Origin of the sequence: Ruminococcus sp. zg-924, from assembly GCF_024433635.1 — a bacterium.
Classification (GTDB): domain Bacteria; phylum Bacillota; class Clostridia; order Oscillospirales; family Acutalibacteraceae; genus UBA7067.
Genome location: NZ_WNJZ01000001.1, coordinates 1 through 25,936 on the forward strand (window position 1 = coordinate 1; position 25,936 = coordinate 25,936).

Consider the following 25,936-nt stretch of genomic DNA (forward strand, 5'->3'; position numbering starts at 1 on the left):
ATGGTGTTCTCGCATATCCATTATAACACCTATTTTGAATTCTGCACTATATACTTTGTTTTTTCTTCCTGTTTTACCCATAAAAATATGCACCTCCAAAAGTGTCTAACTTTTGGGGTGCATATCATTTTGCCGCCCCTTTTGCTGTGCGGCTACTTGAATTAATCTGTAAAAAATGTAATAATATAAGCATACTGTAATGCGGAGGGATAGAATGGAGATACACAATATTGACCCTGTGTGGAATGAAAACTCTAAAATACTTGTACTCGGTTCGTTTCCGTCTGTAAAATCACGCAGTGAGCAGTTCTTTTATGCTCATCCTCAAAACAGGTTTTGGCGAGTTGTTGCAGCAGTAACAGGCACACCGCTTGCAAAATCTGTTGATGAAAAGAAAAATATGCTTCTTAACTGTCGCATAGCGTTGTGGGATGTTATCAAATCGTGCGATATAACCGGCTCTGCCGACAGTTCAATAAAAAATGCAGTACCGAATGATTTAAACAGTATTCTGTCGAACAGTTCGGTTGATAAAATATTTACAAACGGTGCTGCTGCGGACAAGCTGTATAAAAAATATTGCGAAAAAGAAACGGGAATAACGGCAATTCGTCTGCCGTCAACAAGTCCGGCGAATGCCGCCTTTTCGCTCGGACATCTTACACAGGAGTGGGGAATAATAGCAGAGTACATTTAAACTTCGTTAAAAACCTCCGCAACCGTGGAAAATAGCTGGCTGCAACCGGTAGTTGCGTAATTGAAAACTAAAATGTATAGCGTGTTTTTATTTGGATTGCTATAATACCCTTGCAAATAAAGGAAAGGATACAGACCCTCACAGATTGTGAGGGCAGATTCAGGAGGACATTATGAACATAGAAACAGCGAACAGATTATTACAGTACAGAAAAAAGCATTCACTTTCACAGGAGGAGCTTGCGGCTAAAATAGGAGTAAGCCGACAGGCTGTGTCAAAATGGGAGAGAGCCGAGGCTTCGCCCGACACTGACAATTTAATTCTTCTTGCTCAGATTTACGGCGTAACTCTTGATGAGCTTTTGACAGGCAAGGAGAAAGTTGAGGAAGAAACAACACAAGAGAAGCAAAGCGGCAACGAAAATAGTGAAAGCACGGCAGCTAATGATAACGACGTCAATGCTCAGGAAAACAATACATATGATTCACGCAGCGGCGACAGAGTTTATTTTGACAACGGTCTGCACGTTGACTCTAAAAACGGAGAACATGTTCACGTTGGCTGGAGTGGTATTCACGTTGACTCCTCGGACGGCACAAAGGTGAGCGTTGACAAAAACGGAGTGTTTGTTGAAGAAAAGGGCGAGCGTAAGGCTTATACCGATGAAAACGGACACATTATTTATGACGATTGCTGCAAAAAAAATCACAGCTATAAAAAGAGCATTTGGTATAAATTCCCTTATCCGATAGTTGCTCTGTGTGTTTTTCTTGCATGGGGTTTCAGCGGATTCTTGGGTGGCTTTGCTTATTCTTGGATGGCATTTCTGACTATTCCGATTTATTACACGCTTGTTGAGGCAATAATCAAGAAAAAGCCTAACCGCTTTTGCTATCCTGTTTGTGCGCTTATTATCTTCTTTGTGTGGGGCTTTTGGGGCGGTGCACTTGGAGGCTTTGCAATTTCCTGGATTGTATTTTTAACAATTCCAATTTACTATTTTATATGTTCAGTCATTAGTCATTCAGAGAATAGTTAATATAAGAATAATAAAAAAATAGGACAAAACACTTGATTTTCTGATTTTGTTGTGATAAAATAACGTAGTGACAAATCACAAATGCGCTGCTAGCTCAGCTGGATAGAGTGCTTGACTACGAATCAAGAGGTCAGGGGTTCGAGTCCCTTGCAGCGCGCCAGAAAAGCCTATTGCGAAAGCAATAGGCTTTTTGTATGCGCTTATTTAAATTTTAAACTGAACATAATTAAGGCGTTTGTTCTTGATTTTCTGTTTTTTTGTTTCGTCCTTTAGCAATACACACAGCGGTGTAAATTAATACCGTAGCTATTATCATTAATGCTATTATCTGTGAGGTGGACAACCCAAACAGAAATCCTCGGTAGCTGTCGCCTCTGAAAAACTCCAGAACAAACCTGCCTGCCGAATAAACGGCAAGATATAGGAAAAACAGCTTGTTTTTCAAAATTCCTTTGTTAAGCAACGCCCACATAACAAAAAACAAAATCAGGTTAAAGCCTGCCTCAAAAAGCTGAACGGGAAATCTGTTTACTCCGTTGGCTGATTCGATAAGGCTGTTGTGAAATGTGAAACCGAAGCTGCTTTCTATTCCGTAGCAGCAGCCGCCCAAAAAGCAGCCGATTCTGCCGAAGGTGTGAAACAGCGGAACGCCTGCCGCCATAATATCGGCATAGCCGCCGAGGTTTTCAAGCTTAGTTGCCTTTGCATATATAATAGCTGCCGCTATACCGCCGAGCAAACCGCCGTAAAATACCTGTCCGCCGAATAACATACCGGCAATGTTAAGCCACTGCGTAAAATTCTTCGCCTGAAAGAGAAGCCCTATATACTGAATGTTTGTAATGCCGTAAAGAATATGACCGCCGACGAATACTCCTATTGCACTGAACAGCAGCATAAAAACCATTCTGACTTCGTCAAGGCGGTTTCTCATAGCTTTAATATAAGCAAAGCAGCCTGTTGCAAGTATTCCTATTATAGCCGCAACACCGTATGTACCTATTTCTTTTCCAAATAATGTAAAACTGCCTATCATAATTTAATCTCCGATTTTTACTGAAATTTAAAAAGCACCTGCCGCAACAGGTGCTTTTTGTTCGAGAAAAACTAATTATCAGTCAATTACTGAACTGCTGACTGAAGTGCAGATGCAAGTGAGTTTATGTCGTTTGTGTTTGCAACAGAACCAACAGCAGTTGCTGCTGTGCAAAGAGCGCATACAACGCAGAGAACTGCAATAACAGTAATAGCTGTTCCGATGATGCCGCAAACTAAGCCGGCAATAGCAAGGCCTTTGCTGCCGCCAACCTCTTTACACTTCTTCATTCCGATAGCACCAAATACAATACCGAGAATTGCAATGATAGGTGCTACGAAATTAAGATACGGAATCCACGTACCAACGATTCCGATAATGCCGCATACAAGAGCTACGATTGAAAATGTTTTTGAATTGTCCTGCATAATGATACCTCCTAAAAAATATATGTATCAAGCCGTAAGGCATAAATACCAATAGTCAAGTAATGATTAACAAATACTTTAAAAAAATTATATCATAAGACGTCGAGTTATGTCAAGGAATGTTTTGACACAGTTTCAGTTTTGTCAAGAAATCATCAATAATAATTCAATAGAGCCTGCTTTTTATTCTATGCGATTATGTAAGCGTTTTAGAATTGTGATTATGGTTACGTTTTAGAATTTTGTTGATATAATCAGAGGGTTGTGATAAAATGATAATGTGTACATAAAACGGCAATTTTCGGTAGCTGTCGTTTGGAATTTTATTGTGACATACAAGGTGGGTATGACATATGGAGAAAATATATGATGTTGTTATTGTCGGTTCGGGTGCCGCAGGTCTTTATGCTGCTTTGCAGTTTGATGAAAGCGTGAGGGTGCTTGTTATAGCAAAGAGGGAATTGAGCCTTTCAAACAGCTCACTTGCTCAGGGCGGGGTTGCCGCTGTTCTTGATAAGGATAACGATAACTTCAAGCTGCACATAGCCGACACGCTTATTGCGGGAAAATACAAGAATGACCCGGCGGCTATCGAGGTGCTTGTTACCGAAGGTCCGCAGGATGTTCTGAATCTAAAGAAGCTCGGCGTTGCCTTTGACCTTGATAACTCCGGCAAGCTTCAAATGACGCTTGAAGCAGGACACTCAAGACACAGAATCGTTCACCATAAGGATTCAACAGGAAAAGCTATTACCGATGTACTTATTGAAAATGTTAAACTGCGCCGGAATGTTGATATTGCACAGAATACAATGCTCTACGATTTGAAAAAGGTTGACGGCGGCTTTACGGCGTATCTGCTTAAGGACGGACAGACTGACTGCGTTAATGCACGTTATTGCATAATGGCGACAGGCGGCGTTGGCAGAGTTTATGCTTATACTACAAACAGTGCAATTGCAACGGGCGACGGCATAACAATGGCGCATAACCTCGGTGCAAAAATTAAGCATTTAAGCTGGATTCAGTTTCACCCAACAGCCTTTGCAGCTGAGAAGGACAGAGAAAGATTTTTAATAAGCGAGGCTGTCAGAGGCGAGGGAGCAGTTCTGCTCAATTGCAAGGGCGAACGCTTTGCCTTTGATTATGACGAAAGAGGAGAGCTTGCTCCCCGTGACGTTGTGTCTGAGGCAATTATGCTTGAAGCCAAAAAGACAAACAGCGAGAATTTCTATCTTGATATAACCCACAAGGATCCGGAGTCTGTAAGAAACCGTTTCCCAATGATATACGCAAAGTGCTTAGAAGAAAATGTTGATATAACAAAGGACAGAATCCCTGTTTTCCCGTGTCAGCACTATTTAATGGGCGGAATAGACGTTGACTTGAACGCTCAGTCGACAATTGACGGACTATATGCTGCCGGTGAATGTTCGCACACAGGTGTTCACGGCGCAAACAGGCTTGCAAGCAATTCACTGCTTGAGGCTCTTGTGTTCTCACGCCGAGCAGCAGAGGATATTATGCGTAGGCTCAAAAAGGGCAGAGCACAGCTTGCTGTTCCTGAAACGCCTAAGCAGCCGAGCGGAGCACAGCTGCCGCACGGTTACAGAACAGAGATAAGAGAGATTATGCAGAGCGCTCATTTTGTTCTTCCAACGCCGGACGCTGTTCCGGAGGGCTTGCAGAGAGCGAAGAGAATTTTAAACGAGCTTAAATGCTCCGGCTATATGCTGACGCCGGACCTTGTTGAGGCTAAGAGCCTTGCAACCGTAGCCTGCATTATTTTACAGGAGCTTGTTTGAAGCGGAAAGGAAAAATATATTATGATTAACCCTATTTACATAGATAATTTGATAAAAGAGGCTTTGCTTGAGGATATAAACTACATTGACGCAGCGACAGATAACCTTATTTCAGACGAGCAGTGCAACGAGGCTGTGTTTATGGCTAAGGCAGACGGCATCGTCTGTGGTGTTGATATTGCAATGCGTGTATTTGAGATAATTAACAGAGGAAAATTTGAATATAATATTTTAAAGCACGACGGCGACAGCGTAAAGTACGGCGATGTTATAGCTGAGGTTAAAGGCTCAACAAAAACGCTGTTAAAGGGCGAGAGAACAGCGTTGAATCTTATCCAGCATATGAGTGGAATTGCTACTGCAACAAACGAGGTGGTAAGGCTTGTAGAGGGTACTAAGGCTTCAATAGCAGACACAAGAAAGACGCTTCCGGGTTTAAGGCCTATTCAGAAGTATGCCGTTACGGTTGGCGGCGGCAGAAACCACCGCTATAATTTAAGTGATGCGGCTATGCTCAAGGATAACCACGTTGACGCAGGCGGCGGCATAAAAAACGCTGTAACCGCACTTAAGAAAAGAATAGGGCATATGACTAAGATTGAGCTTGAGGTCAGAAATCTTGACGAGCTTAAAGAGGCACTTGAAGCCGGAGTTGACGTTATTATGCTTGACAATATGGATAACGAAACGATGAAAAAAGCTGTTGAAATAACAAACGGCAGAGCCTTGCTTGAAGCCTCCGGCGGTATCACGTCTGAAACCATCAGAGGCGTTGCCGAAACAGGCGTTGACATAATCTCTATCGGAGCATTAACACATTCGGTTAAGGCTTTTGATATTTCAATGAAGATAAAAAAGTAATTAAGTAAATATTTTAAGATAAATTTCAGTGTTGAACGGCACAGCTGTTCAATCGGAGGTGAGTTTATGTTTCATTGGGATAACTGCGTATTTTATTTTATTTTATTCTCAATACTCGGTTGGGCGGTAGAGGAGGCAATTACCTCGTTTGAGAAAAAAACAATTGCAAATGTCGGCTATCTGAACGGACCGTATTGCCCTATTTACGGTTTAAGTGTGACAATTTGCTACATTATAAGCGAGCTTATTATTGATGAGTGGTATGCTCAGCTTATTATTTTCACAATAGCAGTTAGCGCCTTTGTGTTCTGTACGGGTATTTTCCTGCAAAAAGTTCTGCATTGCAGGCTTTGGGATTATTCGACAATGCCGCTTAATATTAAGGGTTTTATCACAGTACCGCTGAGCGTTGTATGGGGAATTGTGCTGACTATAATTGTGGGCAACGTATTGCCGCTTACCGACCATCTGCTTGAGTACATACCGAATACATGGATGTATTTTATTTTTGCTGTTTTCGGAAGCATACTGCTTATCGACACAGTTGTTTCAACGGTTTCATACCTTGAAATCAGGCTCAAGGTAAGACAGCTTAACAAAATTTCGGAAAAGCTTGCAAAAATTTCGCATGGCTGGGGCAGAGCCGTAGCCAAGGCTTCAATAAAAACGGGCGACAATTTAGGGCTTGACGGTAAAATAAACGAATATGTGACAAAGGCAGAAATCGCCAAAAACCGCCAAACCTACAATGAAAAAGAAATTGAAGAGATAAAAAAACAGCTTGATATTAAGTATGAAAAGCTTCTTAACGATAACGGCTTCTTTGAGAAGCGAGCCGTTAAAAATATGGACAGCAAAAGCGTTGAAAATGACCAGCAGCTCACTAAACTTTACAATAAAATTGCTGATGGAACAAAGCAGCTTAACCGCAGGGAATATGAAGGCTACTTTCAAACCGAGGAGCAAAAGCCGTTTGCATACGGCGTAAATTTCTATAAGCTTTTTTGGCTGTTCGTTATCGGCTCACTTATCGGCTGTATTATGGAAACAATAGTAGGCTTTATTTATAACGGCGGCGTGTTTGAATACCGTGTAGGCCTTGTATACGGACCGTTTATACCCGTTTACGGTATAGGCGCCGTTATGATGACGCTTGCGCTTTATAAATTCAGCCGAGCAAGAATATGGATAGTATTCCTTGTCAGTGCATTTGTCGGCGCAACCTTTGAGTACCTGACAAGCTATTTCCAGCAATTGCTTTTTGGCACCATATCCTGGGACTATTCACAACAGTTTTTTAACCTTTACGGCAGAACAAGCCTTTACTATGCGATAATTTGGGGGCTTCTCGGCATTGCGTGGGCAAAGTTTATTTACCCGTTTGTTTCAATGCTTATCGAAAAGCTGCCAAAGGGAATGGGCAAGCTTTTGAGTATTGTTTTGTGCGTGTTTATGGTTTATGACTGTGTTATTTCCTGCCTTGCACAATGGAGATATAATGAAAGGCAGACCAACCCTACTCCGTCAAATGTTATTGAGGAGTTCCTTGACGAGCAGTTTCCGGATGAGTACATTGAAATGATTTATCCGCATATGAGGTACGATGACGGAAGCGGAGATTTTGTAGAAAAATAATTGTAATCTTAAAATTGCAAAAATATAGTTGACAATTCCTCCTCGGAGATATATAATATATCAGGAAACTTCGAGGGGGAATAATTATGGATACAGCAAATACAGTAAAAAGAAGCGCTACATATTCAATAGTGCTCACAGCGTTATTCGCTGCGTTAACTGCAGTATTTTCACAGATTGCTATTCCAATTGGTCCTGTGCCGATTAACCTTGCAATGTTTTCGGTTTTTGTTGCAGGCGGACTTCTGGGAATAAGACGTGCAATGATAAGCCAGCTGGTTTATGTTTTGCTCGGTGCAGTCGGTGTTCCTGTTTTTGCAGGCTTTAAGGGTGGCTTTGCAGCTATTGCAGGTCCGACGGGCGGTTACATAATCGGATATATCCTTGCCGCAGGAACAATAGCGCTTATCTGCCGTTTTTGGAACAAAAAGATTGTGGCTCTTGCCGTTGCAATGGTTGTCGGTCTTGCTGTTTGCTATTCCTTCGGTACAGCGTGGTTTGTAATTTCAACAGGCTCGCAGCTTTGGTATTCGCTTACAATTTGCGTGTTTCCGTTCCTTCCGGGCGATGCAGCAAAGATTATAGCTGCGGTTTTGCTTTGTTCAAGGCTTAAAAAGATTGTTTAAAATTTGAAAAAACTTTATTCGCTCCCGTGCTTTGGCACGGGAGTTTTTGCGCTCAAAATATGTTCACATAAATTCTATTGACTTTTTATGGGATTAATTATATCATCATAAGTAAGTATGATGAGGAGGTATACCCGGTGGATGAATTTCTGCAATCCTTAAATATTCAGGTTATTACCGACATCGCAATTGTTGCGCTTAGAATATTAATCCCGTTGCTTGGGATAATCGTTGTGTTTCAGTGCTATTCGTCAATGCGCCGCCAGCGTAGGGACGAAAAGCCGCTTATAATGCTTGAAAATACTGCAACCGGAGAGGTTTTGCCTGTGCTTTGCTGGGAAAATTCTATTGGCAGAGCTAATAGAAACGATATTGTAATTGCTGATGACCTTGCTGTTTCGAGAGAGCACTGCGTTATTTTGCGCCGTAAGGAAGGCTGGTTTATCAGTGACACCGGCTCAAAGACGGGTACGTTTGTTAACGGCGAGCAAACGCAGGGCAGAGTACCGATTTTTATAAACGATGAAATAAAAATCGGCAAGGATACCTTCATTTTAAAACGCGCACAGGATTATACAATAACGAACCGTTCATGGTTTATTAAGAAAGAGGGCAGCAAGGAGGGCATTGCGCCGTTTGCGCTGATGATGCTCATCTCTATTTTTACTCTGTTTATGGCTGCCGAGGCTTGCTTGTCGATAGAGGCTAACGACTTTCAGCCGCTTGTGGTTTATGCAGCGTTTATGGCGGTAGCGTGGATTTTCTATATTGTTTCAACAAAGGTGTTTAAGCGAGTCGGCTTTGAGCTTGAGGGACTTGCCCTGTTTTTGACCGGCATAGGCGTAATGCTGTCGGTACGGCAGGGGCTTCACCAGACCTATGTTCAGATAATAGCCTGCGCTATCGGTATGGCATTCTTCTGTTTTATGATAAAATTCCTGCAAAATCCCGACAGAGTTAATAAATGGCGGCTTGCCATAATGATAATAGCAGTAGGATTTTTGGCGGTTAATATTGTTTTCGGTACTATAAGAGGCGGTGCGGCAAACTGGATTATGATAGGCGGAGTGTCAATTCAGCCGTCCGAGTTTGTCAAGATAGCGTATATATTTGTAGGTGCGTCTGCACTTGACCAATTGCAGACGAAAAAGAACTTTATTGTATTTATTATATTCTCGGCAATATGCATCGGCGCACTGTTTATAATGAGCGATTTCGGCACAGCGCTTATCTTCTTCGGCACATTTATTATGATTTCAATAGTGCGTTCGGGCGACTACAAAACTGTTGTTGTGTCAATAGTCGGCGCAATATTTGGCGGATTACTTATTTTGCGTTTCAAGCCGTACATTGCCGACCGCTTTTCAGGTTGGGGCAAGGCGTTTGAAAATTCTGATAATAGCCTTGGGTATCAGACTGCAAGGGTGCTTACTTATGCCGCAAGCGGCGGACTTTTCGGATGCGGACTTGGCAATGGTTATTTAAAATATGTCGGTGCGTCTGAAAGCGACCTTGTTTTCGGACTTGTCTGTGAGGAGCTTGGGCTTATAGTTGCCTTGACTATTGCTGTTTCAATCGGCGGCTTGTTCTTCTACGCCCGTGCTATCACAACAAAGAGCCGCTCAACCTTCTATTCAATTTCAGCCTGCTGCGCCGCAGGGCTTCTTGTTTTGCAGTCGTCGCTAAATATCTTCGGCGCAACGGATATTCTGCCGCTTACAGGCGTTACGCTGCCGTTTATCAGCGTTGGTGGTTCAAGTATGATAGCCTGCTGGGGCTTGCTTGCATTTATAAAGGCGGCTGACGAGAGAACATATTCGATAAAGAAAAGATAAATTAATTTGGGAAGGAATGTGAGAGTATAATGAAACAGGTAAGAACACGCTCAATGTTTGTGTTTGTTCTTGTGCTTTTGTTCTTTGCCGGAATAATCTATTTTACTGTAAATATATGCATTAATGCCGATTCATGGGTTCAGCACAGCTACAACGGTCATACTTCGGGCAGTGGCGGACTTGAAAAGGCAGGAAAGATTTTTGACCGCAACGGTGTTGTTCTTGCGCAGACGGTTGACGGCAGCCGAATTTACAACGAGGATTATGATACTCGACTGTCAACGCTCCACGTTGTTGGCGACAACAGTCTTAATATTTCAACGGCGGTTCAAAGCGTTTACCGTTCGGAGTTGACAGGCTTTTCGTACATCTGGGGTCTTGAGATGCCGCAGAGCTTCAGGGGCGGCAATAATCTTACGCTTACAATTGACAGTGATGCCTGCAAAACGGCTTACAACGCTCTTGGCGGTATGAACGGCGCAGTTGTGGTAATGAATTATAAAACTGGTGAAATTCTTTGCTCGGTAAGCTGTAAGACCTATGACCCGCAGAATCCGCCGGAGCTAACTGAGGAAAACGAGAGCGAGTATGACGGCGCATATTTAAATCATGTGCTTTCATCAAGCTATACGCCCGGCTCAATTTTTAAGATTGTGACAGCGGCGGCTGCTTTAGAGAATATGCCCGATATTGATAGCCGTACCTTTGAATGTAACGGCAGTGCTATAATAGGCGGCGAGGAAGTTACCTGTATGGCGCATCACGGAACGATTAACCTTGACGACGGCTTAGCGCAGTCGTGCAATATCGTTTTTGCACAGCTTGCATATGAACTTGGCAGAGATAAGATGACGGCAGCGGCTAACGAGCTTGGAGTTAATTCAAGCTATGATATAGGTCACGCTCCGACAGTGAAGGGTCAGTATGACGTTAAAAATGCAAGTGACAATGACCTTGCGTGGAGCGGTATAGGACAGTACACCGACCTTACAAACCCAATGCAAATGTGTATTTTGATGAGTGCTATTGCCAACGGCGGCAACCGTGCCGAGCCGTATTATGTACAGAGCATAAGCGGCAGCGATTATTCGCCCTTTACCGGCACAGAGCAAAGCGGAAAGGCTATGCTTAAAAGCAGTACGGCACAGAAGCTTAACGATATGATGAGATATACCGTATCATCAAATTACGGCGATTATATGTTTGGCGGAAACCTTACTGTCTGCGCTAAGACAGGTACAGCAGAGGTTAAGGAGGGTGAGAGCAACGACGCATGGATAGTAGGCTTCACCCGTGACGAGGATGTACCGCTTGCCTTTGCGGTAGTGGTAGAGGACGGCAACTTCGGACTTACCACAGCAGGGCCGGTTGCCTCGGCGGCAATTCAGGCTTGCGCTCAAACGCTGAGAAACTAAGAGCTTTCAGGCAAGGCTTAGCCGCTTCAAACAGCAAAAAGCTTGTGCAGTTGGACTTTGAAGTAAAATAAATTACAGGTGCGGCGGTCAGCAAATTGGCAGCTGCACCTGTTTTTTTAGGCAGAATATTTCGGCAAAGTATAAAATTCAAAATGTTAACAATTAATTTATGCGTTTTTTTAAATAAGTAATGAAATTTACGAAATGATGTGGTATAATTAAACGTATTAGTGTGGGCAAGCACTGTTTGGAGCCTGTAAAAACGATTATTGAGCTTGTTCATATAAAGAGAAAAGGAATGATACTATGGCGAATTTTCTTAAAGCCATGTTTGGCAATTACAGTAAGAGAGAAGTAAAGAGAGTTAAGCCTCTTTGCGACAAGGTTCTTGAGCTTGAAAGCAAATATCAGCCGATGAGCGATAAGGAGCTTAAGGAGCAGACCAGCATACTTAAGGAAAGACTTAAAAACGGCGAAACAACAGATGATATTCTGACAGACGCATTTGCCGTTTGCCGTGAGGCTTCATACAGAGTTTTAGGTATGAAGCACTTTCCGGTACAGATTATTGGCGGAATCATACTTCATCAGGGCAGAATTGCAGAGATGAAAACAGGTGAAGGTAAAACCTTGGTTGCTACTCTGCCGGCATACTTAAACGGCTTGACAGGCGAGGGTGTTCATATTGTTACGGTCAACGATTACCTTGCACGCCGTGACTCAGAGTGGATGGGCAAGCTTTACCGTTGGCTTGGCTTAAGCGTTGGACTTATTGTTCACGATTTGGCGAACGATTTGAGAAAGAAAGCTTATGCCGCTGACATTACCTACGGCACAAATAATGAGCTTGGCTTTGACTACCTGCGTGATAATATGGTTGTTTACAAGGATAGAAAGGTTCAGAGAGGTCACGCCTTTGCAGTTGTCGATGAGGTTGACTCAATCCTCATAGACGAGGCGAGAACTCCGCTTATTATTTCAGGTCAGGGCGACAAGTCAACCGATTTGTATGAGAGAGCAGACGCTCTTGCAAGAACTATGAAGTGCAAGAAGTTTGCTGAAATCGACAGCAAGGAGGACAATGACGATTACTACAAGGAGCACGGAATTGAATATATAGTTGACGAAAAGGCTAAGAGCGCAACACTGACTCCCCTTGGCGTTAAAAGGGCTGAGAGTTACTTTGGCATTGAAAACCTCACAGACCCGGACAACCTAACAATTCAGCATCACGTAAATCAGGCTATCAAGGCTTACGGAATTATGCAGAAGGATATAGACTATGTTGTTAAGGACAACGAGGTTATCATAGTTGACGAATTCACAGGTCGTCTGATGTACGGCAGACGTTATAATGAGGGACTTCATCAGGCTATTGAGGCTAAGGAAGGCGTTAAGATTGCAAACGAAAGCAAAACTCTTGCTACAATAACCTTCCAGAATTACTTCCGTCTTTACAAGAAGCTTTCCGGTATGACCGGTACCGCTATGACAGAGGAGGAGGAATTCAGAGAGATTTACAAGCTTGATGTTGTTGAAATCCCAACAAACAAGCCTGTTGCCCGCGAGGACTTGCCGGACGCTATCTTTAAGACCGAGGAGGGCAAGTTCAACGCAGTTATCAACGATATTATCGAGTGCCATGAAAAGGGCCAGCCGGTACTTGTAGGCACAATATCAATTGAGAAGTCTGAGCATTTGAGCGCAATGCTCAAGCGCAGAGGAATCAAGCACAACGTATTGAATGCTAAGCACCACGAAAAGGAAGCAGAGATAGTAGCACAGGCAGGTAAAAAGGGCGCTGTTACAATTGCCACAAATATGGCAGGTCGTGGTACTGATATTATCCTCGGCGGTAATGCTGAGTATCTTGCAAAGGCTGAAATGCGCCGTATGCAGATGCCGGAGGAGATAATTGCCGAGTCAACCGCATTTGGAGATACTGATGACGAAGAGATTTTGGAGGCAAGAAGAATTTTTGCCGAGCTTAATGCAAAATATAAGAATGAAATTAAGGACGAGGCAGAAGAGGTAAGAGCCGCAGGCGGTCTGTTCATTATGGGTACAGAGCGCCACGAGTCAAGACGAATTGACAACCAGCTCAGAGGACGTTCAGGCCGTCAGGGCGACCCGGGTAAGAGCCGCTTCTATCTGTCAACAGAGGACGATTTAATGCGTCTGTTTGGCGGAGAAAGAATGAAGGCTATTATGGAACGTCTTAATGCTCCGGACGATGTTCCCCTCGAAAACAAGATGCTTTCAAATATTATTGAAAGCTCACAGCAGAAGGTTGAAAGCCGTAACTTTGCAATAAGAAAGAACGTACTTCAGTACGACGATGTTATGAATCGTCAGAGAGAGATTATCTATGCTCAGCGTGATCAGGTGCTTGACGGTGAGAACATAAAGGATCAGATTGTAAAGATGATTGAGCAGACAATTGAAAGCACAGTTAAATCTTTCTGCCCGGAGGATGTTTCACATGATATGTGGAATCTTGAAAGCCTCAGGGATTATTACCTTGGCTGGCTTATTGATGAAACAGAGATGAAGTATTCTGCCGACGAGCTTGAGGGTCTTGAGCAAATTGACCTTATCCGTGATCTTAACGATAAGGCGACGGAGCTTTACAAGGGCAACGAGGAGATTTTGCCTGAGGAAACAATGCGTGAGATGGAGCGTGTTTATCTGCTAAAAAATGTTGATACCTATTGGATGGATCACATTGACGCTATGGAGCAGCTTAAGCAGGGCATTAGACTTCGTGCATACGGTCAGAGAGATCCGGTTGTTGAATACCGTTTCGAGGGCTTTGATATGTTCGACCAGATGATTGCAACAATTCGTGAGAATACTGTCAAGATGGTGCTTGTAGCACCAAGGAGAATTCTTGCAATACAAAAGCAGCAGGCTGAGATGCAGCGCCTTGCAATGGAACAACGTGCAAAGGCGGAGGCTGCAGCTAAGCAGGCACAGGCAAGACAGGCGGCTGTGCAGGAGCAGGCTCGTCAGGCAGCGGCTCAGACACAGCAGAATCAGAAGCTTAATGTTGTGTTCAAGCGAGAGCAGGTTGCAAAGCCAACCGCAACAAGCGGCGACGGAACAGACAGCGCAAATAAGACTGTAAGAAAAACAGCAAAGCAAAAGGTTGGGCGCAACGACCCGTGTCCGTGCGGCAGCGGCAAAAAATATAAGAAGTGCTGCGGCAGGGATGAGTAAAAGATAAATTATATAAGGCGAAAAACAGCTTAATTAAGCGGTTTTTCGCCTTATTTTTATCTGAAAATGCAGTTTTTTTTGAAATAGTAAAACTTTGGTAAACTCTGATAGATAATTTATTTTAAAGATTTCAACTTTGCGTATTTTTAATAAAATCTTCAGGGGACAAAATTAGATTTGCATAAAAGAGGAATTGTTTTTTGTTGATAATTGTTAAAAATGATGCTGTAAAATCGGCATATTGCTAATTGTTAAGGCGTATTTTACAAAAATTATACAAATCTTTTGTTGACAATTCCGAAAAGCCTGCTATAATATAATCACAGGCAAGAGAAAAGCCTGAAGATAAAATCCGAAATGTGATTCAAGTCCAGAGTAGGCACGAATATTTAAGGAGGAATGTTTTATGACACCGATTCTTGAACTTCATGACATCGACGTAACTAAATTCCTCGCCGTGCTTGACACTTGCGAGGGCAATGTATTTTTGGTTACAAGGGAAGGCGACCACCTCAACCTGAAGAGTAAGCTTTGCCAGCTTGTTGGTTTAACGCAGCTTATTGAGGGTGGTAAAATTGCAGAGGCTTACATCGTTTGCGAAAACAAAGACGATGAGTCAAAACTGTTCAGATTCAATTTGCTTGGTGACACAGGCGATGCAGTAATCGAGAACAAAGATTAATCAGATTTCTCCATTTTTTGTTTTACCATTATTTCAAGAAATCCTATACCACAAGGGGCTCGCTTCGGCGGGTCCCTTGTGGTTTTTGCGGAAAAAATAACGGACTGTATCAAAGCTTAGCAAACAATGATACAGTCCGTTTAGTTGTTAGTTATACAATACTTATATCTAATAAAACATATATAAATCTTTTTATTGACGATTAGTATAAATTGACTTATTTAATAACTCTTACTCTTACAACATCGTCAATCTTTGCAATTTCTTCGCTGAGAGATTCATCAGCTCCGCTTGCGTCAACTACTGTGTAAGCGTAATCCTTTCTTGACTTGTTCTCCATATTTTCAACATTTGCGCCCTTGTCGCTGAGAACCTGGAGTGAACGCTGTAAAACAGAAGGAACATTCTTGTGGAGAATGCAGAAACGAATATCGCCCGATCTTGCCATGTTAACCTGCGGGAAGTTAACGCTGTTTGTAATGTTGCCGTTTTCAAGATAATCCTTAACCTCGTCGGCAGCCATAGCGGCGCAGTTTTCTTCGCTTTCCGGAGTAGATGCACCAAGGTGCGGCATTGCGATAACACCCGGAACACCAAGAAGATCGTCTGTTGCAAAGTCTGTAACATAGCTTGCAATTTTGCCGCTTTCAATTCCTGCAAGAACGTCTGTTGAGTTAACAAGGTCAGCTCTTGAGTAGTTGAGAATTCTTACGCCGTCCTTCATCTTTGCGATGTTCTCAGCACAGATAACGTGCTTTGTGTCCGGCGTAAGCGGAACGTGAACAGTAATATAATCGCTCTGCGCGAAAATCTCATCAAGTGTTATGCAGTGAGCCATTGACGGTGAAAGTTTGAGTGCGCCGTCAACAGAGAGGAACGGATCATAGCCGCAAACCTTCATTCCGAGAGCTGCAGCAGCGTTTGCAACCAAAGCGCCGATTGCGCCAAGACCTATAACGCCGAGCGTCTTGCCCTTGATTTCAGGGCCTGCATATGCGCTTTTGCCCTTTTCAACCATCTTGCCAACCTGGTCGCCGTTGCCCTTGAGTGTTTTTGCCCACTCAATGCCGTCAACAATCTTTCTTGAGCTTAACAGAAGACCTGCAATAACAAGCTCCTTAACTGCGTTGGCGTTAGCACCCGGTGTGTTGAACACAACAATGCCGTTTTCGCTGCACTTGTCAATTGGAATGTTGTTAACGCCTGCGCCTGCTCTTGCAATAGCAAGAAGGCTTTTGGGCAGCTCCATATCGTGCATTGATGCACTTCTTACGAGCACTGCATCCGGATTTTCAATATCGTCGCCACAGGTGAAGCCGTCGCCAAGACGGTTAAGACCTATCGGAGAGATTTTGTTTAAGGTTTTGATATTATACATTGTGATACTCCTTATTCAGCCAAGCTTAGCCGTTTGCCTTTTCAAACTCAGCCATAAATTTAACGAGTGCGTCAACACCCTCATAAGGCATAGCGTTGTAGATAGACGCTCTCATACCGCCGACCGAACGGTGACCCTTAATATTTTCAAAGCCTCTTGCAGAAGCCTCTTTAACAAAGAGTGCGTCAAGGTCTGCATTGCCTGTTACGAACGGTACATTCATAAGTGAACGGTCTTCAGGAACTACTGTGCCCTTGAACAGCTTTGAATTGTCGAGGAAATCGTAAAGAAGCTTTGCCTTCTTCTCATTTCTCTCCTTCATTGCCTCAAGGCCGCCAACCTCGTTCTTAACCCACTCCAAAACGAGCTTTGCAATGTAGATTGTGTAGCACGGCGGTGTGTTGAACATTGAGCCGTTGTCAGCGTGAGTCTTGTAGTTGAACATTGTCGGGGTAATATCCATTGCGTCGCCGATAAGGTCATCACGGATAATAACGATTGTAACGCCTGCCGGAGCCATATTCTTCTGAGCACCTGCGTAAAGAACGCCGAACTTTGAAACGTCAATCGGCTGAGAGAGAATATATGATGAAATGTCGGCAACAAGCGGAACATCGCCTGTCTGCGGCAGCTCGTGGTATGCTGTACCGTAGATTGTGTTGTTCATACAGATGTGGAAGTAATCCGCATCCTTTGTGAAGGTCTTCGGGTCAAGCTTCGGGATATAAGAGAAGGTCTTATCCTCAGAAGAAGCAACTACATTTGTGTTGCCGTAGCGAGACGCCTCTTTATATGCCTTTTTAGCCCACTGACCTGTGATAACATAGTCAGCCTTGCCGGACTTTGTCATAAGGTTCATCGGAACCATTGCAAATTGTGACGAAGCACCGCCCTGCAAGAATAATACTTTATAGTTGTCGGGAATATTCATTACTTCCCTTAAAAGAGCCTCTGCAGTTTCAATAATTCCGCCGTACACCTTTGAACGGTGTGACATCTCCATAACCGATTGTCCGCTTCCCTCGTAATCGAGCATTTGTGCGGCAGCTTTTTCAAGCACTGATACAGGCAGCATGGACGGGCCTGCAGAAAAGTTGTAAACTCTGCTCATGATAACATATCCTTTCATCTTCTAATAAAAGCAGACAAAGTCTGCCAAATTGCTAACACTCTAATTATAAGCTTTATAAAGGGTGAAGTCAACACAAAAAATGCCTGTAAACCACGAAATTTGCGGCAATATGCAAGAATAAACTTTAGTCAGTGTATATTAGAGTGTAAAAATATATCCTGCGCCATATTATATAATAGACGCAGGATGAGTAAATGTGATAATTTAACGTCGAAAAATATTCGTCAGATATATTCAGTTAATTCTGTATCGCCGGTTGAAACAACAAATTCAACATCCTGAAAGCGGCTTGAGAGAATTGAAGCAAAAGGTGCGCATACAATAAACTCAGAACGGTAATGTCCAATGTCGGCAATGCTGATACCCGCATTATAGGCGTCAATAAGCTGATTGTGCTTGATTTCGCCTGTTACAAAGGCGTCGATTTTATTTGCGATTTTATAAAGCTCATCTCCGCCTGCTCCTGTGCAAATACCAACTTTTTTTATGCGTTTGCCGGCATCCATATAGCGCAGCCCCTTACAGCCGAGTTTTTCCTTAACGTGCTTTGCAAAGATTTTAGCCGACATTTCGCATTTTAAAATACCTATCGCAATCGGCTCGTTTTCAATAGGTTCAATAGCTGCAAGGTCAAGCTTTTTTGCAAGCTGAACGTTTGTGCCGAGCGGTGAAATGTCAAGGTTTGTATGAGCGCATATTGCATTTATTCCTCTGCTTGCGAGCATATAGGGAACACTGCCTCTGTTGAGCGACTTAAGCGGATTGAAGATAACGGGGTGGTGGCTTATTATAAGCTCACATTCAAGATTGGTCGCTTCCTCAACAACCGAAGCGGTAATATCAAGGCATACAAGCGCTTTTGTTACAGCTGCGCTTTCATCGCCAACCAGCAGACCGACGTTGTCAAAATCCATAGCGCTTGAAAACGGTGCTATTTTGTCTATGTATCCGTAAATTTGCTTAACAGTAGTCATTTTGCCCTCCGTTAATAAAGCTGTTTATTTTGTTTATTGTGTCCGCCAAATCAGCGGCTATATTTTTGTTGCCTCCGCAAAGAAGACCCTTATGCTTTTTTTGCAGTGACGCCACCACTCTCTCAAGGTACATTCTGTCAAGCTTCCGTTCAGCCGGATTCAGCTTGCCGACCCTCGCCGAAAAATCAGAAAGAACAACAGTCGTGTTGCAAAAGCAGACAAGCATAACGGTGTAAATTCGTCCGTCGCTTTCAACAGCCTGCTCACGCATAATCTCAAAACCGTTCTGACAAAGGTAGGAACGAAGAACCTCAGGACGAGTCATCGGCTGTAAAATAAGGTGTTTGTCACTGCTTTTGAGCCACTGTGCGGCTTCTATAATAGAGCAGATAAGCTCGCCGCCCATGCCTGCTATTACAATATCACTGCATTCATCAGCTCTGATTTTTTCAAGTCCGTTTGAAAGCCTTGCCGATATTTTATCCGAAAGGGAGTATTGCTTAATTGTTTCAATTCCGCTTTTAAGCGGACCTTCATTTATGTCGGCGGCTATGGCGGAATTTATTTTTCCGCTTTGTATAAGGTATACTGGCAGATATGCGTGGTCTGTTCCAATGTCGGCAACAGTCGCACCCTGACGGACAAATTCGGCGCAAAGCGATAGCCTGCGGTCAAGCTTTATTTCGTTACTGTTCAAATAATCACTCCAAAACAAAATGGCGTGTCATAAAGGCACGCCGGAAGTTTGTTCGGCAAAACTGCCGTATTACTTGTTTGCAAGGTGATTGTTGATTTTCTCAACCATTTCGTCTGCGTCAACACCGTGAACAGCGCAAGCCTGCTCAAGGGTTTCGCCTCTTGATGCAGGGCAGCCAAGACAGTGCATTCCCATTTCAAAGAAGAATGGTGCTGTTGTTGAGTCAAGGTCGAGAATATCTCCGATTATTGTGTTTTTATTAATTTCAGCCATTATATATTCCTCCGTTTTGTTAATCTTAGGATAATATTATATCCTAAAAAGAATATAAAATCAACATAAAAGTACAAAGCAAAAATAACGCCTGTATTTACAAAGAATTATACAAAAAAACACAAAAAATCCCCCGAATAATTTCGGGGGATAGTTTGCGCATTAAGAAACCTTTATCAGAAGTAATTAATTCTGCTCCTTCATTCTTGCAAAGCAATCGCTGCAATATACAGGACGGTCTTCTCTTGGCTTGAAAGGAACCTTTGCTTCTTGTCCGCATGATGCACATGTAGCCGTGAACATCTCACGCTCTGTCTTGTTAGCGTTTTTGCGGGCATCTCTGCAAGCCTTGCATCTCTGCGGCTCGTTTACAAAGCCCTTTTCCGCATAGAACTCCTGCTCACCTGCTGTGAACACGAACTCGCTGCCGCACTCTTTGCAGGTTAGAGTCTTGTCTTCGTACATTTGTTTTACCTCACTTTGGTGAATTTGTTTATCCCTCGAGTGGAGTTGCACCACTGCCTTTGTTTTACAACGCTCTTCGTGAGCTACGGGGACATATATCAGTCAAATGCATCTCAGCTTTTTGCGTATGCGTGATAATGCATTGTCAACTGCCTTAACTGTTGTGTTAAGCGAACGTGCCGTTTGAACATAAGAGCTGCCGCTTAAATAGTGGGACAAAACCTTTTGCTCAAAGGAGGAAAGAGATTTTTTTATTTTTTTCTGCAAATCGGCAAAGCCCTCGTTGTCAATATACTGCTGTTCGGGGTTTGCTCCGCCGCCGATGTCTGAAAGCTCGCCGCTGTCTATCGGGACTATGCAGTTGTATGGAATCTTCTTTTTTCGCTTTTCGTTGGCGTAAACCGATGAAAGCTTGTTGAAAATACAGCGGTTTACGTATGTTTTGAAGCTGACGTTTTTATCTGTTCGGTAACTGTTGACGGCGTGCAGAAATACTATGTAGCTTTCCTGCACAAGATCGTCCTTATCCTCGAAACTAATGCTTCTTGAAAATTCAGCCGATTTGCCGTAAATTAACGGGGCATATCGTTTTGACAGCGACTCAAAGGCTGTTTCATTACCGTTGCGAATTCTCTCAATCAGCTGTTCATCGCTTAAGCTATCGTCACCGTTACAGCCGATTTTGTCATTATACATATAATTAACCTCGCAGAGAACTCTTTTATAAGCTTATCATACTTTAAATGGGCAAAAATGTCAATGGTTTTTTTGAATATATATCACAGACTGTTGTAAATGTTAATAAAATCTATTCAATAGTTTAAAAATCGACAAAGTTTGGTAGATTTACATTGAACCTTGATGTTAATTTTTACATAATCTTAATTCAAAATTTGTCAAAATTGCGCAGGCAATTTTTTTAGAATATATGATAAAATTTAAGTATATTTTCTAACGTATAAAATTCAGAAAAGAGTTGTAGGATATGGTAGTACAGAGCAAGAGCATGGGGCTGTTTGGACTTGATGCGTATGTTATAGATGTAGAGGCAGATGTAACCGGAGGTATGCCGGCTTTTGATATAGTTGGACTTCCGGATACGGCTGTTAAGGAATCACGTGACAGGGTAAGGGCGTCAATGAAAAATATGGGATTTGATTTTCCGCTTGGGAGAATAACAATTAATTTGGCTCCTGCCGACACGAAAAAGGAAGGTCCGTTTTACGATTTGCCGATTTTGGTAACGATTATGCAGTCAACAGGTCAGCTTCTGCCCGTTAATCCAAAATACGCATTTATCGGCGAGTTATCGCTCGGAGGTCGGCTGCGTGCTGTAAGAGGTGTGCTGCCGATGGTTATAAAGGCGAGGCAGTGCGGCTTTGAGCGTATTTATGTGCCTGCTGAGAACGGCGCTGAAGGAGCTGTGGTGGAAGGCATTGAGGTAAAGCCTGTTGAAGATATTGTTCAGCTTTACGATGATTTGAGCGGACGGCGTGAGATTCCGCCTGCAAAGCCGCTTGATGCGCAGGACGAGGATTTGAATGAGTATCCGGATTTTTCACAGGTCAAGGGGCAGCTTGAGGCTAAACGTGCAATGGAGGTTGCCGCTGCAGGAGGGCATAATATTCTGCTTATAGGACCTCCCGGCTCCGGCAAGAGTATGCTTGCAAAACGATTGCCGTCAATATTGCCTGATATGAGTTTTGAAGAGATGATAGAAACAACAAAAATACATTCAATAGCAGGTGTGTTGCCGCCGGGTGCTCCGCTTGTTAAGCACAGACCGTTTCGTTCACCGCACCACACGGTGTCTGCGGCAGGACTTTCCGGCGGCGGTACTGTTCCAAAGCCGGGTGAGATTTCGCTGGCGCATAACGGCGTGCTGTTTTTGGATGAATTGCCGGAATTTAACCGTAGCTCTCTTGAGGTGCTTAGGCAGCCGATAGAAGACGGAGTTGTGACAATTTCAAGGGTCAGCGGCTCTCTGTCATACCCGTGTTCGGTTATGCTTGTTGCCGCAATGAACCCCTGCCCGTGCGGATATTTCGGACACCCTACAAGAAACTGCACCTGTGCTAAGGGGGCTGTACACCGTTATCTTTCAAGGGTGTCGGGGCCGCTTCTTGACAGGCTTGATTTGCACGTTGAGGTTCCGGCTGTTAATTATGACGAACTTAATTCTGATTTGCCAAGCGAAAGCTCGGCTGAAATAAAGGCGAGGGTAAACGCCGCAAGACAGCTTCAAAGGCAGAGGTATGTCGGAACAAGCGTGCGGTGCAATGCACGGCTTACTCCGTCAACGCTGAAGCAGTTTTGTGTTATGGATGACCGTGCGTCAATTATGCTTAAAACAGCGTTTGAGAAAATGGGCTTTTCAGCAAGAGCGTATGACAGGGTGCTTAAGGTTGCACGAACAATAGCTGACCTTGACGGCTGTGAGGTGATTAATTCCCGTCATATTGCCGAAGCTATACAATATAGAAACCTTGACAGAAAGTATTGGCAAGGCGTGTAGAAAACAAACAGCAATTAAATAATAGGGATATTCGTTTTTTGATTAAAATATGTACTGCTCTGTGTGCAAATTTGAGTTTAGCAAAAACACAACGGTCTGTGCCGCAGGCTCTAACTTAGCGTACTAACAAAAAAACTTAAAAAAATATTCAATATATTTACGCCTGTTGACGGTGATAAATGTAACCAAAATAGTTAAATTACTTTTGTATAATTCGAATTGTATTGACATTGTTTGACGTTTGTATTATCATTTTAAATTAGAAGATTTTGAATAAGATGTTCGATTTTTGGGATTTGCTCAAAACGATTACTACAGATTTTGAAAGATACCGAAATTTTAGATATATAGTTCAAATGTTAATATATAATGGGAGTGTTCCGATTTGGACAAATATGTGATAAACGGCGGCAACAAGCTGTATGGCGAGGTCAAAATAGGCGGCGCAAAGAATGCGGCTGTTGCAATTATTCCGGCGGTTGTTCTTGCCGATTCTCCCTGCAGAATTGAAAACGTTCCTAATATAAGCGATGTTACGCTTATTGCAAACATTTTGCAGGGTTTGGGTGCTACCGTAAGAAATGTCAAAAAAACTACCCTTGAAATAGATCCGACCACAATATTTACCCACGTTGCAAATTACGATCAGGTTAAAGGTATGAGAGCGTCATACTACCTTTTGGGAGCACTTTTGGGTAAATACGGAAAGGCTGAGGTTGCAATGCCCGGCGGCTGTAACTTTGGCGTTCGCCCTATTGATTTGCATCTCAAGGCTTTTGAGGCACTCGGTGCAAAGCACACACTTAAAAACGGCGTAATAAGCGTTAGCGCAGACAGGCTTTCAGGCAGTAGCATTTATCTTGATGTTGTTTCTGTCGGTGCAACTATGAACGCTATGCTTGCCGCTGTTAAGGCTGAGGGCTTAACTGAAATTGAAAACGCCGCAAAGGAGCCGCACATTGTTGATTTGGCGAACTTCTTAAACTCAATGGGCGCAAACATAAAGGGAGCAGGTACAGACACAATCAAAATCAGAGGTGTTAAGTCGCTTCACGGCACTACCTATTCTATCATACCCGACCAGATTGAAGCCGGGACATATATGGTTGCTGCTGCGGCAGCAGGGGGCAATGTGGTTGTAAGCAACGTAATTCCGAAGCACCTTGAGGTAATAAGCGCAAAGCTGAGGGAAATTGGCGTTGTGGTTGAGGAATATGACGAGGCTGTAAGAATAATAAGCGATGGCAGACTCAAAAAATGTACGATTAAGACTATGCCGCATCCCGGATTTCCGACAGATATGCAGCCGCAGTTTGCGGCTCTGCTTACTACGGCACAGGGCATAAGCATAGTAAACGAGAACGTGTGGGAAAACCGCTTTCAGTATGTATCTGAGCTTGCAAGGCTTGGCGCAAAGATAACCGTGGAGGGGAAAAGAGCGTTTATTGAGGGTGTTGACCACCTTGAGGCTGCGCCTGTTAAGGCAACTGATTTAAGAGCAGGAGCCGCTATGGTTATAGCAGGTCTTTGTGCAAGAGGTATAACGGAGATAGAGAACATCGGCTACGTTGAGAGAGGATACGAGAATATTATTGAGAAGCTTCAGAATCTTGGCGCAGACATTGTAAAGAAAAGAACAACCACTACTACACAGGTGATTATAGCATAATAATTTTGAATGATAGTTTTAAAGGCTACGGCGGGCTTTGCTTTGCTGCGGCCTTTTTCTCAGCAAAAGAGGTGTTAATATGGCAAAAATTTGTCCGCTTTTCAGCGGCAGCCAAGGTAACAGCTATTACATAAGCTCGGCAGGCAACGGCATACTGATTGACGCAGGGCGAAGCGCAAAGCAGATTGAAAATGCACTTGCGGCAAACCAAATTGATATTGATACTATCCGTGCAATTTTTGTCACACATGAGCATACCGACCACATTCAGGGTCTGCGTGTTTTCTCATCTCGCCATAAAATTAAGGTTTATGCCTCATATGATACAATGCACACGCTTGAGCAGATGGGCGTTGTAAACGAAAAGGTTGACGGAAATGAAATTGACAGTCGGGGAGTTGCTATTGACGGTATGCTGATAAAGCCGTTTGCCACCTCACACGATTGCATAGGAAGCGTAGGCTACACTGTTGAAATGTCGAATGGTGTAAAGGTTGCGCTTGCAACCGACACGGGAATCATAACCGATGAAATACGCAGAGCCATAACAGGCTGCAGCGCTGTGATTTTAGAGTCGAACCATGATATAGGTATGCTTATGAACGGTGCTTATCCGTACCAGCTTAAGCGAAGAATTTTGTCTGACTGTGGTCATCTTTCAAATGATGCCTGCTCAAAGCTTCTGCCTGAGCTTGTTGAAAGCGGAGCAACACGCTTTATTCTTGCTCATTTGAGCCGTGACAACAATATACCAATGATAGCCGAGAACTCAGCTTTGTATGAGCTTGCTCAGTGCGGAATGAAGAAAAACAGGGATTTTACGCTTATGGTTGCGCCGCCGGAAACTTGCGGCGAGAGCGTAATAATATAGGTGGAAAATGTTAAGCGTAAAGATTTTGTGCGTAGGAAAGCTAAAGGAAAAATATTTAAGAGACGCCTGCCTTGAATACTCAAAGCGGCTGGGCGCATTTTGCAGGCTTGAAATAGCAGAGCTTGCGGAGGAGAGGATAAGCGACAATCCCTCTCAAAGTGAAATAAACCGTGTGATTGAAGCCGAGGGCAAACGACTTTTGCAAAAGGCAGAAAAATGCGACGCCATTATTGCGATGTGCATTGAAGGAAAGCAGCTTTCATCACCAGAGCTTGCCGAATTCATCGATAAAACGGCGGTTTCCGGGGTAAGCAGCATAGCTTTTGTGATAGGAGGCTCATACGGACTTTGCGATGAAATTAAGGCGAAGTCAAGGCTGAAGCTTTCAATGTCAAAAATGACGTTTCCTCATCAGTTGGCAAGGGTAATGGTGCTTGAACAGCTTTACAGGGCGTTTCAGATTTCAAGCGGAGGAAAATATCATAAATAATTAAACCTGTCTGAGATGAACAGACAGGCATTTTTTTGGAAAATTATGTAGATTAATTGCACAAAAGAATTATTAGGTTTTTATTAAAATAATACATCAATCCGAACTTTTTTTCGTTACTTGTTAAAGTGTTGACAATATCGGGTTCAGGCAATATATTATAGGCAATGAAGAACGTAAAATTTAGGTTTTGC

23 protein-coding genes and 1 tRNA gene are annotated in these 25,936 nt (G+C 43.2%); 15 read left to right on the forward strand and 9 right to left on the reverse strand.

The genetic code is table 11. From position 1 onward, the window contains the following. Positions 1-214: 214 nt before the first annotated feature. The 3 genes from GMA13_RS00005 (at position 215) to GMA13_RS00015 (ending at position 1,896) form a co-directional block, all read left to right on the forward strand. A complete protein-coding gene (locus tag GMA13_RS00005; RefSeq protein ID WP_255882117.1) occupies positions 215-697 on the forward strand; it encodes a DNA-deoxyinosine glycosylase in 483 nt (160 codons plus the stop codon). Between the two features lie 172 nt (positions 698-869). After that, on the forward strand, positions 870-1,736 hold the full coding sequence (locus GMA13_RS00010) for a helix-turn-helix transcriptional regulator (RefSeq protein ID WP_255882118.1): 867 nt from the start codon (positions 870-872) through the stop codon (positions 1,734-1,736). Between the two features lie 83 nt (positions 1,737-1,819). Further along, positions 1,820-1,896 (forward strand) — tRNA-Arg (locus GMA13_RS00015). 66 nt (positions 1,897-1,962) lie between these two features. Here GMA13_RS00015 and GMA13_RS00020 read toward each other — a convergent pair. Continuing rightward, positions 1,963-2,772: a prolipoprotein diacylglyceryl transferase gene (locus GMA13_RS00020; RefSeq protein ID WP_255882119.1), complete on the reverse strand. Its 810-nt coding sequence runs from the start codon at positions 2,770-2,772 to the stop codon at positions 1,963-1,965. 86 nt (positions 2,773-2,858) lie between these two features. Then, positions 2,859-3,200, reverse strand: a complete 342-nt coding sequence (locus tag GMA13_RS00025) for a DUF4190 domain-containing protein (RefSeq protein ID WP_255882120.1) — start codon at positions 3,198-3,200, stop codon at positions 2,859-2,861. Positions 3,201-3,553: 353 nt separating this feature from the next. Here GMA13_RS00025 and GMA13_RS00030 point away from each other — a divergent pair, with 353 nt between their 5' ends. The 8 genes from GMA13_RS00030 (at position 3,554) to GMA13_RS00070 (ending at position 15,278) form a co-directional block, all read left to right on the forward strand. Continuing rightward, positions 3,554-5,005: an L-aspartate oxidase gene (locus GMA13_RS00030; protein WP_255882121.1), complete on the forward strand. Its 1,452-nt coding sequence runs from the start codon at positions 3,554-3,556 to the stop codon at positions 5,003-5,005. A gap of 21 nt (positions 5,006-5,026) precedes the next feature. Continuing rightward, a complete protein-coding gene (nadC, locus tag GMA13_RS00035; protein WP_255882122.1) occupies positions 5,027-5,866 on the forward strand; it encodes a carboxylating nicotinate-nucleotide diphosphorylase in 840 nt (279 codons plus the stop codon). A gap of 66 nt (positions 5,867-5,932) precedes the next feature. Next, complete coding sequence (locus GMA13_RS00040; RefSeq protein WP_255882123.1) at positions 5,933-7,501, forward strand: putative ABC transporter permease; 1,569 nt, start codon at positions 5,933-5,935, stop codon at positions 7,499-7,501. Positions 7,502-7,587: 86 nt separating this feature from the next. Further along, the gene (locus GMA13_RS00045; protein WP_255882124.1) at positions 7,588-8,127 is read left to right on the forward strand and encodes a biotin transporter BioY; all 540 of its coding nucleotides are present in this window, start codon (positions 7,588-7,590) and stop codon (positions 8,125-8,127) included. Positions 8,128-8,264: 137 nt separating this feature from the next. Next, a complete protein-coding gene (locus tag GMA13_RS00050; protein WP_255882125.1) occupies positions 8,265-9,962 on the forward strand; it encodes an FtsW/RodA/SpoVE family cell cycle protein in 1,698 nt (565 codons plus the stop codon). Between the two features lie 29 nt (positions 9,963-9,991). Continuing rightward, the gene (locus GMA13_RS00055; protein WP_255882126.1) at positions 9,992-11,377 is read left to right on the forward strand and encodes a penicillin-binding transpeptidase domain-containing protein; all 1,386 of its coding nucleotides are present in this window, start codon (positions 9,992-9,994) and stop codon (positions 11,375-11,377) included. A 306-nt stretch (positions 11,378-11,683) separates the two neighbouring features. Further along, on the forward strand, positions 11,684-14,596 hold the full coding sequence (gene secA / locus GMA13_RS00060) for a preprotein translocase subunit SecA (protein WP_370687027.1): 2,913 nt from the start codon (positions 11,684-11,686) through the stop codon (positions 14,594-14,596). Between the two features lie 406 nt (positions 14,597-15,002). Continuing rightward, the gene (locus tag GMA13_RS00070) at positions 15,003-15,278 is read left to right on the forward strand and encodes a hypothetical protein (RefSeq protein ID WP_255882127.1); all 276 of its coding nucleotides are present in this window, start codon (positions 15,003-15,005) and stop codon (positions 15,276-15,278) included. A 217-nt stretch (positions 15,279-15,495) separates the two neighbouring features. Here GMA13_RS00070 and GMA13_RS00075 read toward each other — a convergent pair whose 3' ends face one another. From GMA13_RS00075 to GMA13_RS00105, 7 genes are all read right to left on the reverse strand, one after another. Then, positions 15,496-16,656 carry a 3-phosphoglycerate dehydrogenase family protein gene (locus tag GMA13_RS00075; protein WP_255882128.1) on the reverse strand — a complete coding sequence of 387 codons (1,161 nt, stop codon included), beginning with the start codon at positions 16,654-16,656 and terminating at the stop codon, positions 15,496-15,498. A gap of 25 nt (positions 16,657-16,681) precedes the next feature. Then, positions 16,682-17,767: a 3-phosphoserine/phosphohydroxythreonine transaminase gene (gene serC, locus GMA13_RS00080; RefSeq protein ID WP_255882129.1), complete on the reverse strand. Its 1,086-nt coding sequence runs from the start codon at positions 17,765-17,767 to the stop codon at positions 16,682-16,684. A 245-nt stretch (positions 17,768-18,012) separates the two neighbouring features. Further along, positions 18,013-18,762, reverse strand: coding sequence for a Nif3-like dinuclear metal center hexameric protein (locus tag GMA13_RS00085; RefSeq protein ID WP_255882130.1), 750 nt, complete (start codon positions 18,760-18,762; stop codon positions 18,013-18,015). Beyond that, positions 18,749-19,459, reverse strand: a complete 711-nt coding sequence (locus GMA13_RS00090; RefSeq protein ID WP_255882131.1) for a class I SAM-dependent methyltransferase — start codon at positions 19,457-19,459, stop codon at positions 18,749-18,751. Before GMA13_RS00090 ends, GMA13_RS00085 begins: the two co-directional genes overlap by 14 nt. A 69-nt stretch (positions 19,460-19,528) precedes the next feature. Beyond that, entirely contained in the window at positions 19,529-19,732 is a 204-nt protein-coding gene (locus GMA13_RS00095) for a DUF1858 domain-containing protein (RefSeq protein WP_255882132.1), read from the reverse strand. 186 nt (positions 19,733-19,918) lie between these two features. Further along, the gene (locus GMA13_RS00100; RefSeq protein WP_255882134.1) at positions 19,919-20,197 is read right to left on the reverse strand and encodes a zinc-ribbon domain containing protein; all 279 of its coding nucleotides are present in this window, start codon (positions 20,195-20,197) and stop codon (positions 19,919-19,921) included. 102 nt (positions 20,198-20,299) lie between these two features. Beyond that, the gene (locus GMA13_RS00105) at positions 20,300-20,893 is read right to left on the reverse strand and encodes a sigma-70 family RNA polymerase sigma factor (RefSeq protein WP_255882135.1); all 594 of its coding nucleotides are present in this window, start codon (positions 20,891-20,893) and stop codon (positions 20,300-20,302) included. Positions 20,894-21,182: 289 nt separating this feature from the next. Between GMA13_RS00105 and GMA13_RS00110 the strand changes: the two genes are divergently transcribed. The 4 genes from GMA13_RS00110 to rlmH all read left to right on the forward strand — a co-directional run bounded on the left by GMA13_RS00110 (position 21,183) and on the right by rlmH (position 25,742). Next, a complete protein-coding gene (locus tag GMA13_RS00110) occupies positions 21,183-22,712 on the forward strand; it encodes a YifB family Mg chelatase-like AAA ATPase (protein WP_255882136.1) in 1,530 nt (509 codons plus the stop codon). Positions 22,713-23,097: 385 nt separating this feature from the next. Further along, entirely contained in the window at positions 23,098-24,381 is a 1,284-nt protein-coding gene (locus GMA13_RS00115) for a UDP-N-acetylglucosamine 1-carboxyvinyltransferase (RefSeq protein ID WP_255882137.1), read from the forward strand. A 79-nt stretch (positions 24,382-24,460) separates the two neighbouring features. Continuing rightward, complete coding sequence (locus tag GMA13_RS00120; RefSeq protein WP_255882138.1) at positions 24,461-25,252, forward strand: MBL fold metallo-hydrolase; 792 nt, start codon at positions 24,461-24,463, stop codon at positions 25,250-25,252. A 7-nt stretch (positions 25,253-25,259) separates the two neighbouring features. Continuing rightward, positions 25,260-25,742 carry a 23S rRNA (pseudouridine(1915)-N(3))-methyltransferase RlmH gene (rlmH, locus tag GMA13_RS00125; RefSeq protein WP_255882139.1) on the forward strand — a complete coding sequence of 161 codons (483 nt, stop codon included), beginning with the start codon at positions 25,260-25,262 and terminating at the stop codon, positions 25,740-25,742. Positions 25,743-25,936 lie beyond the last annotated feature (194 nt).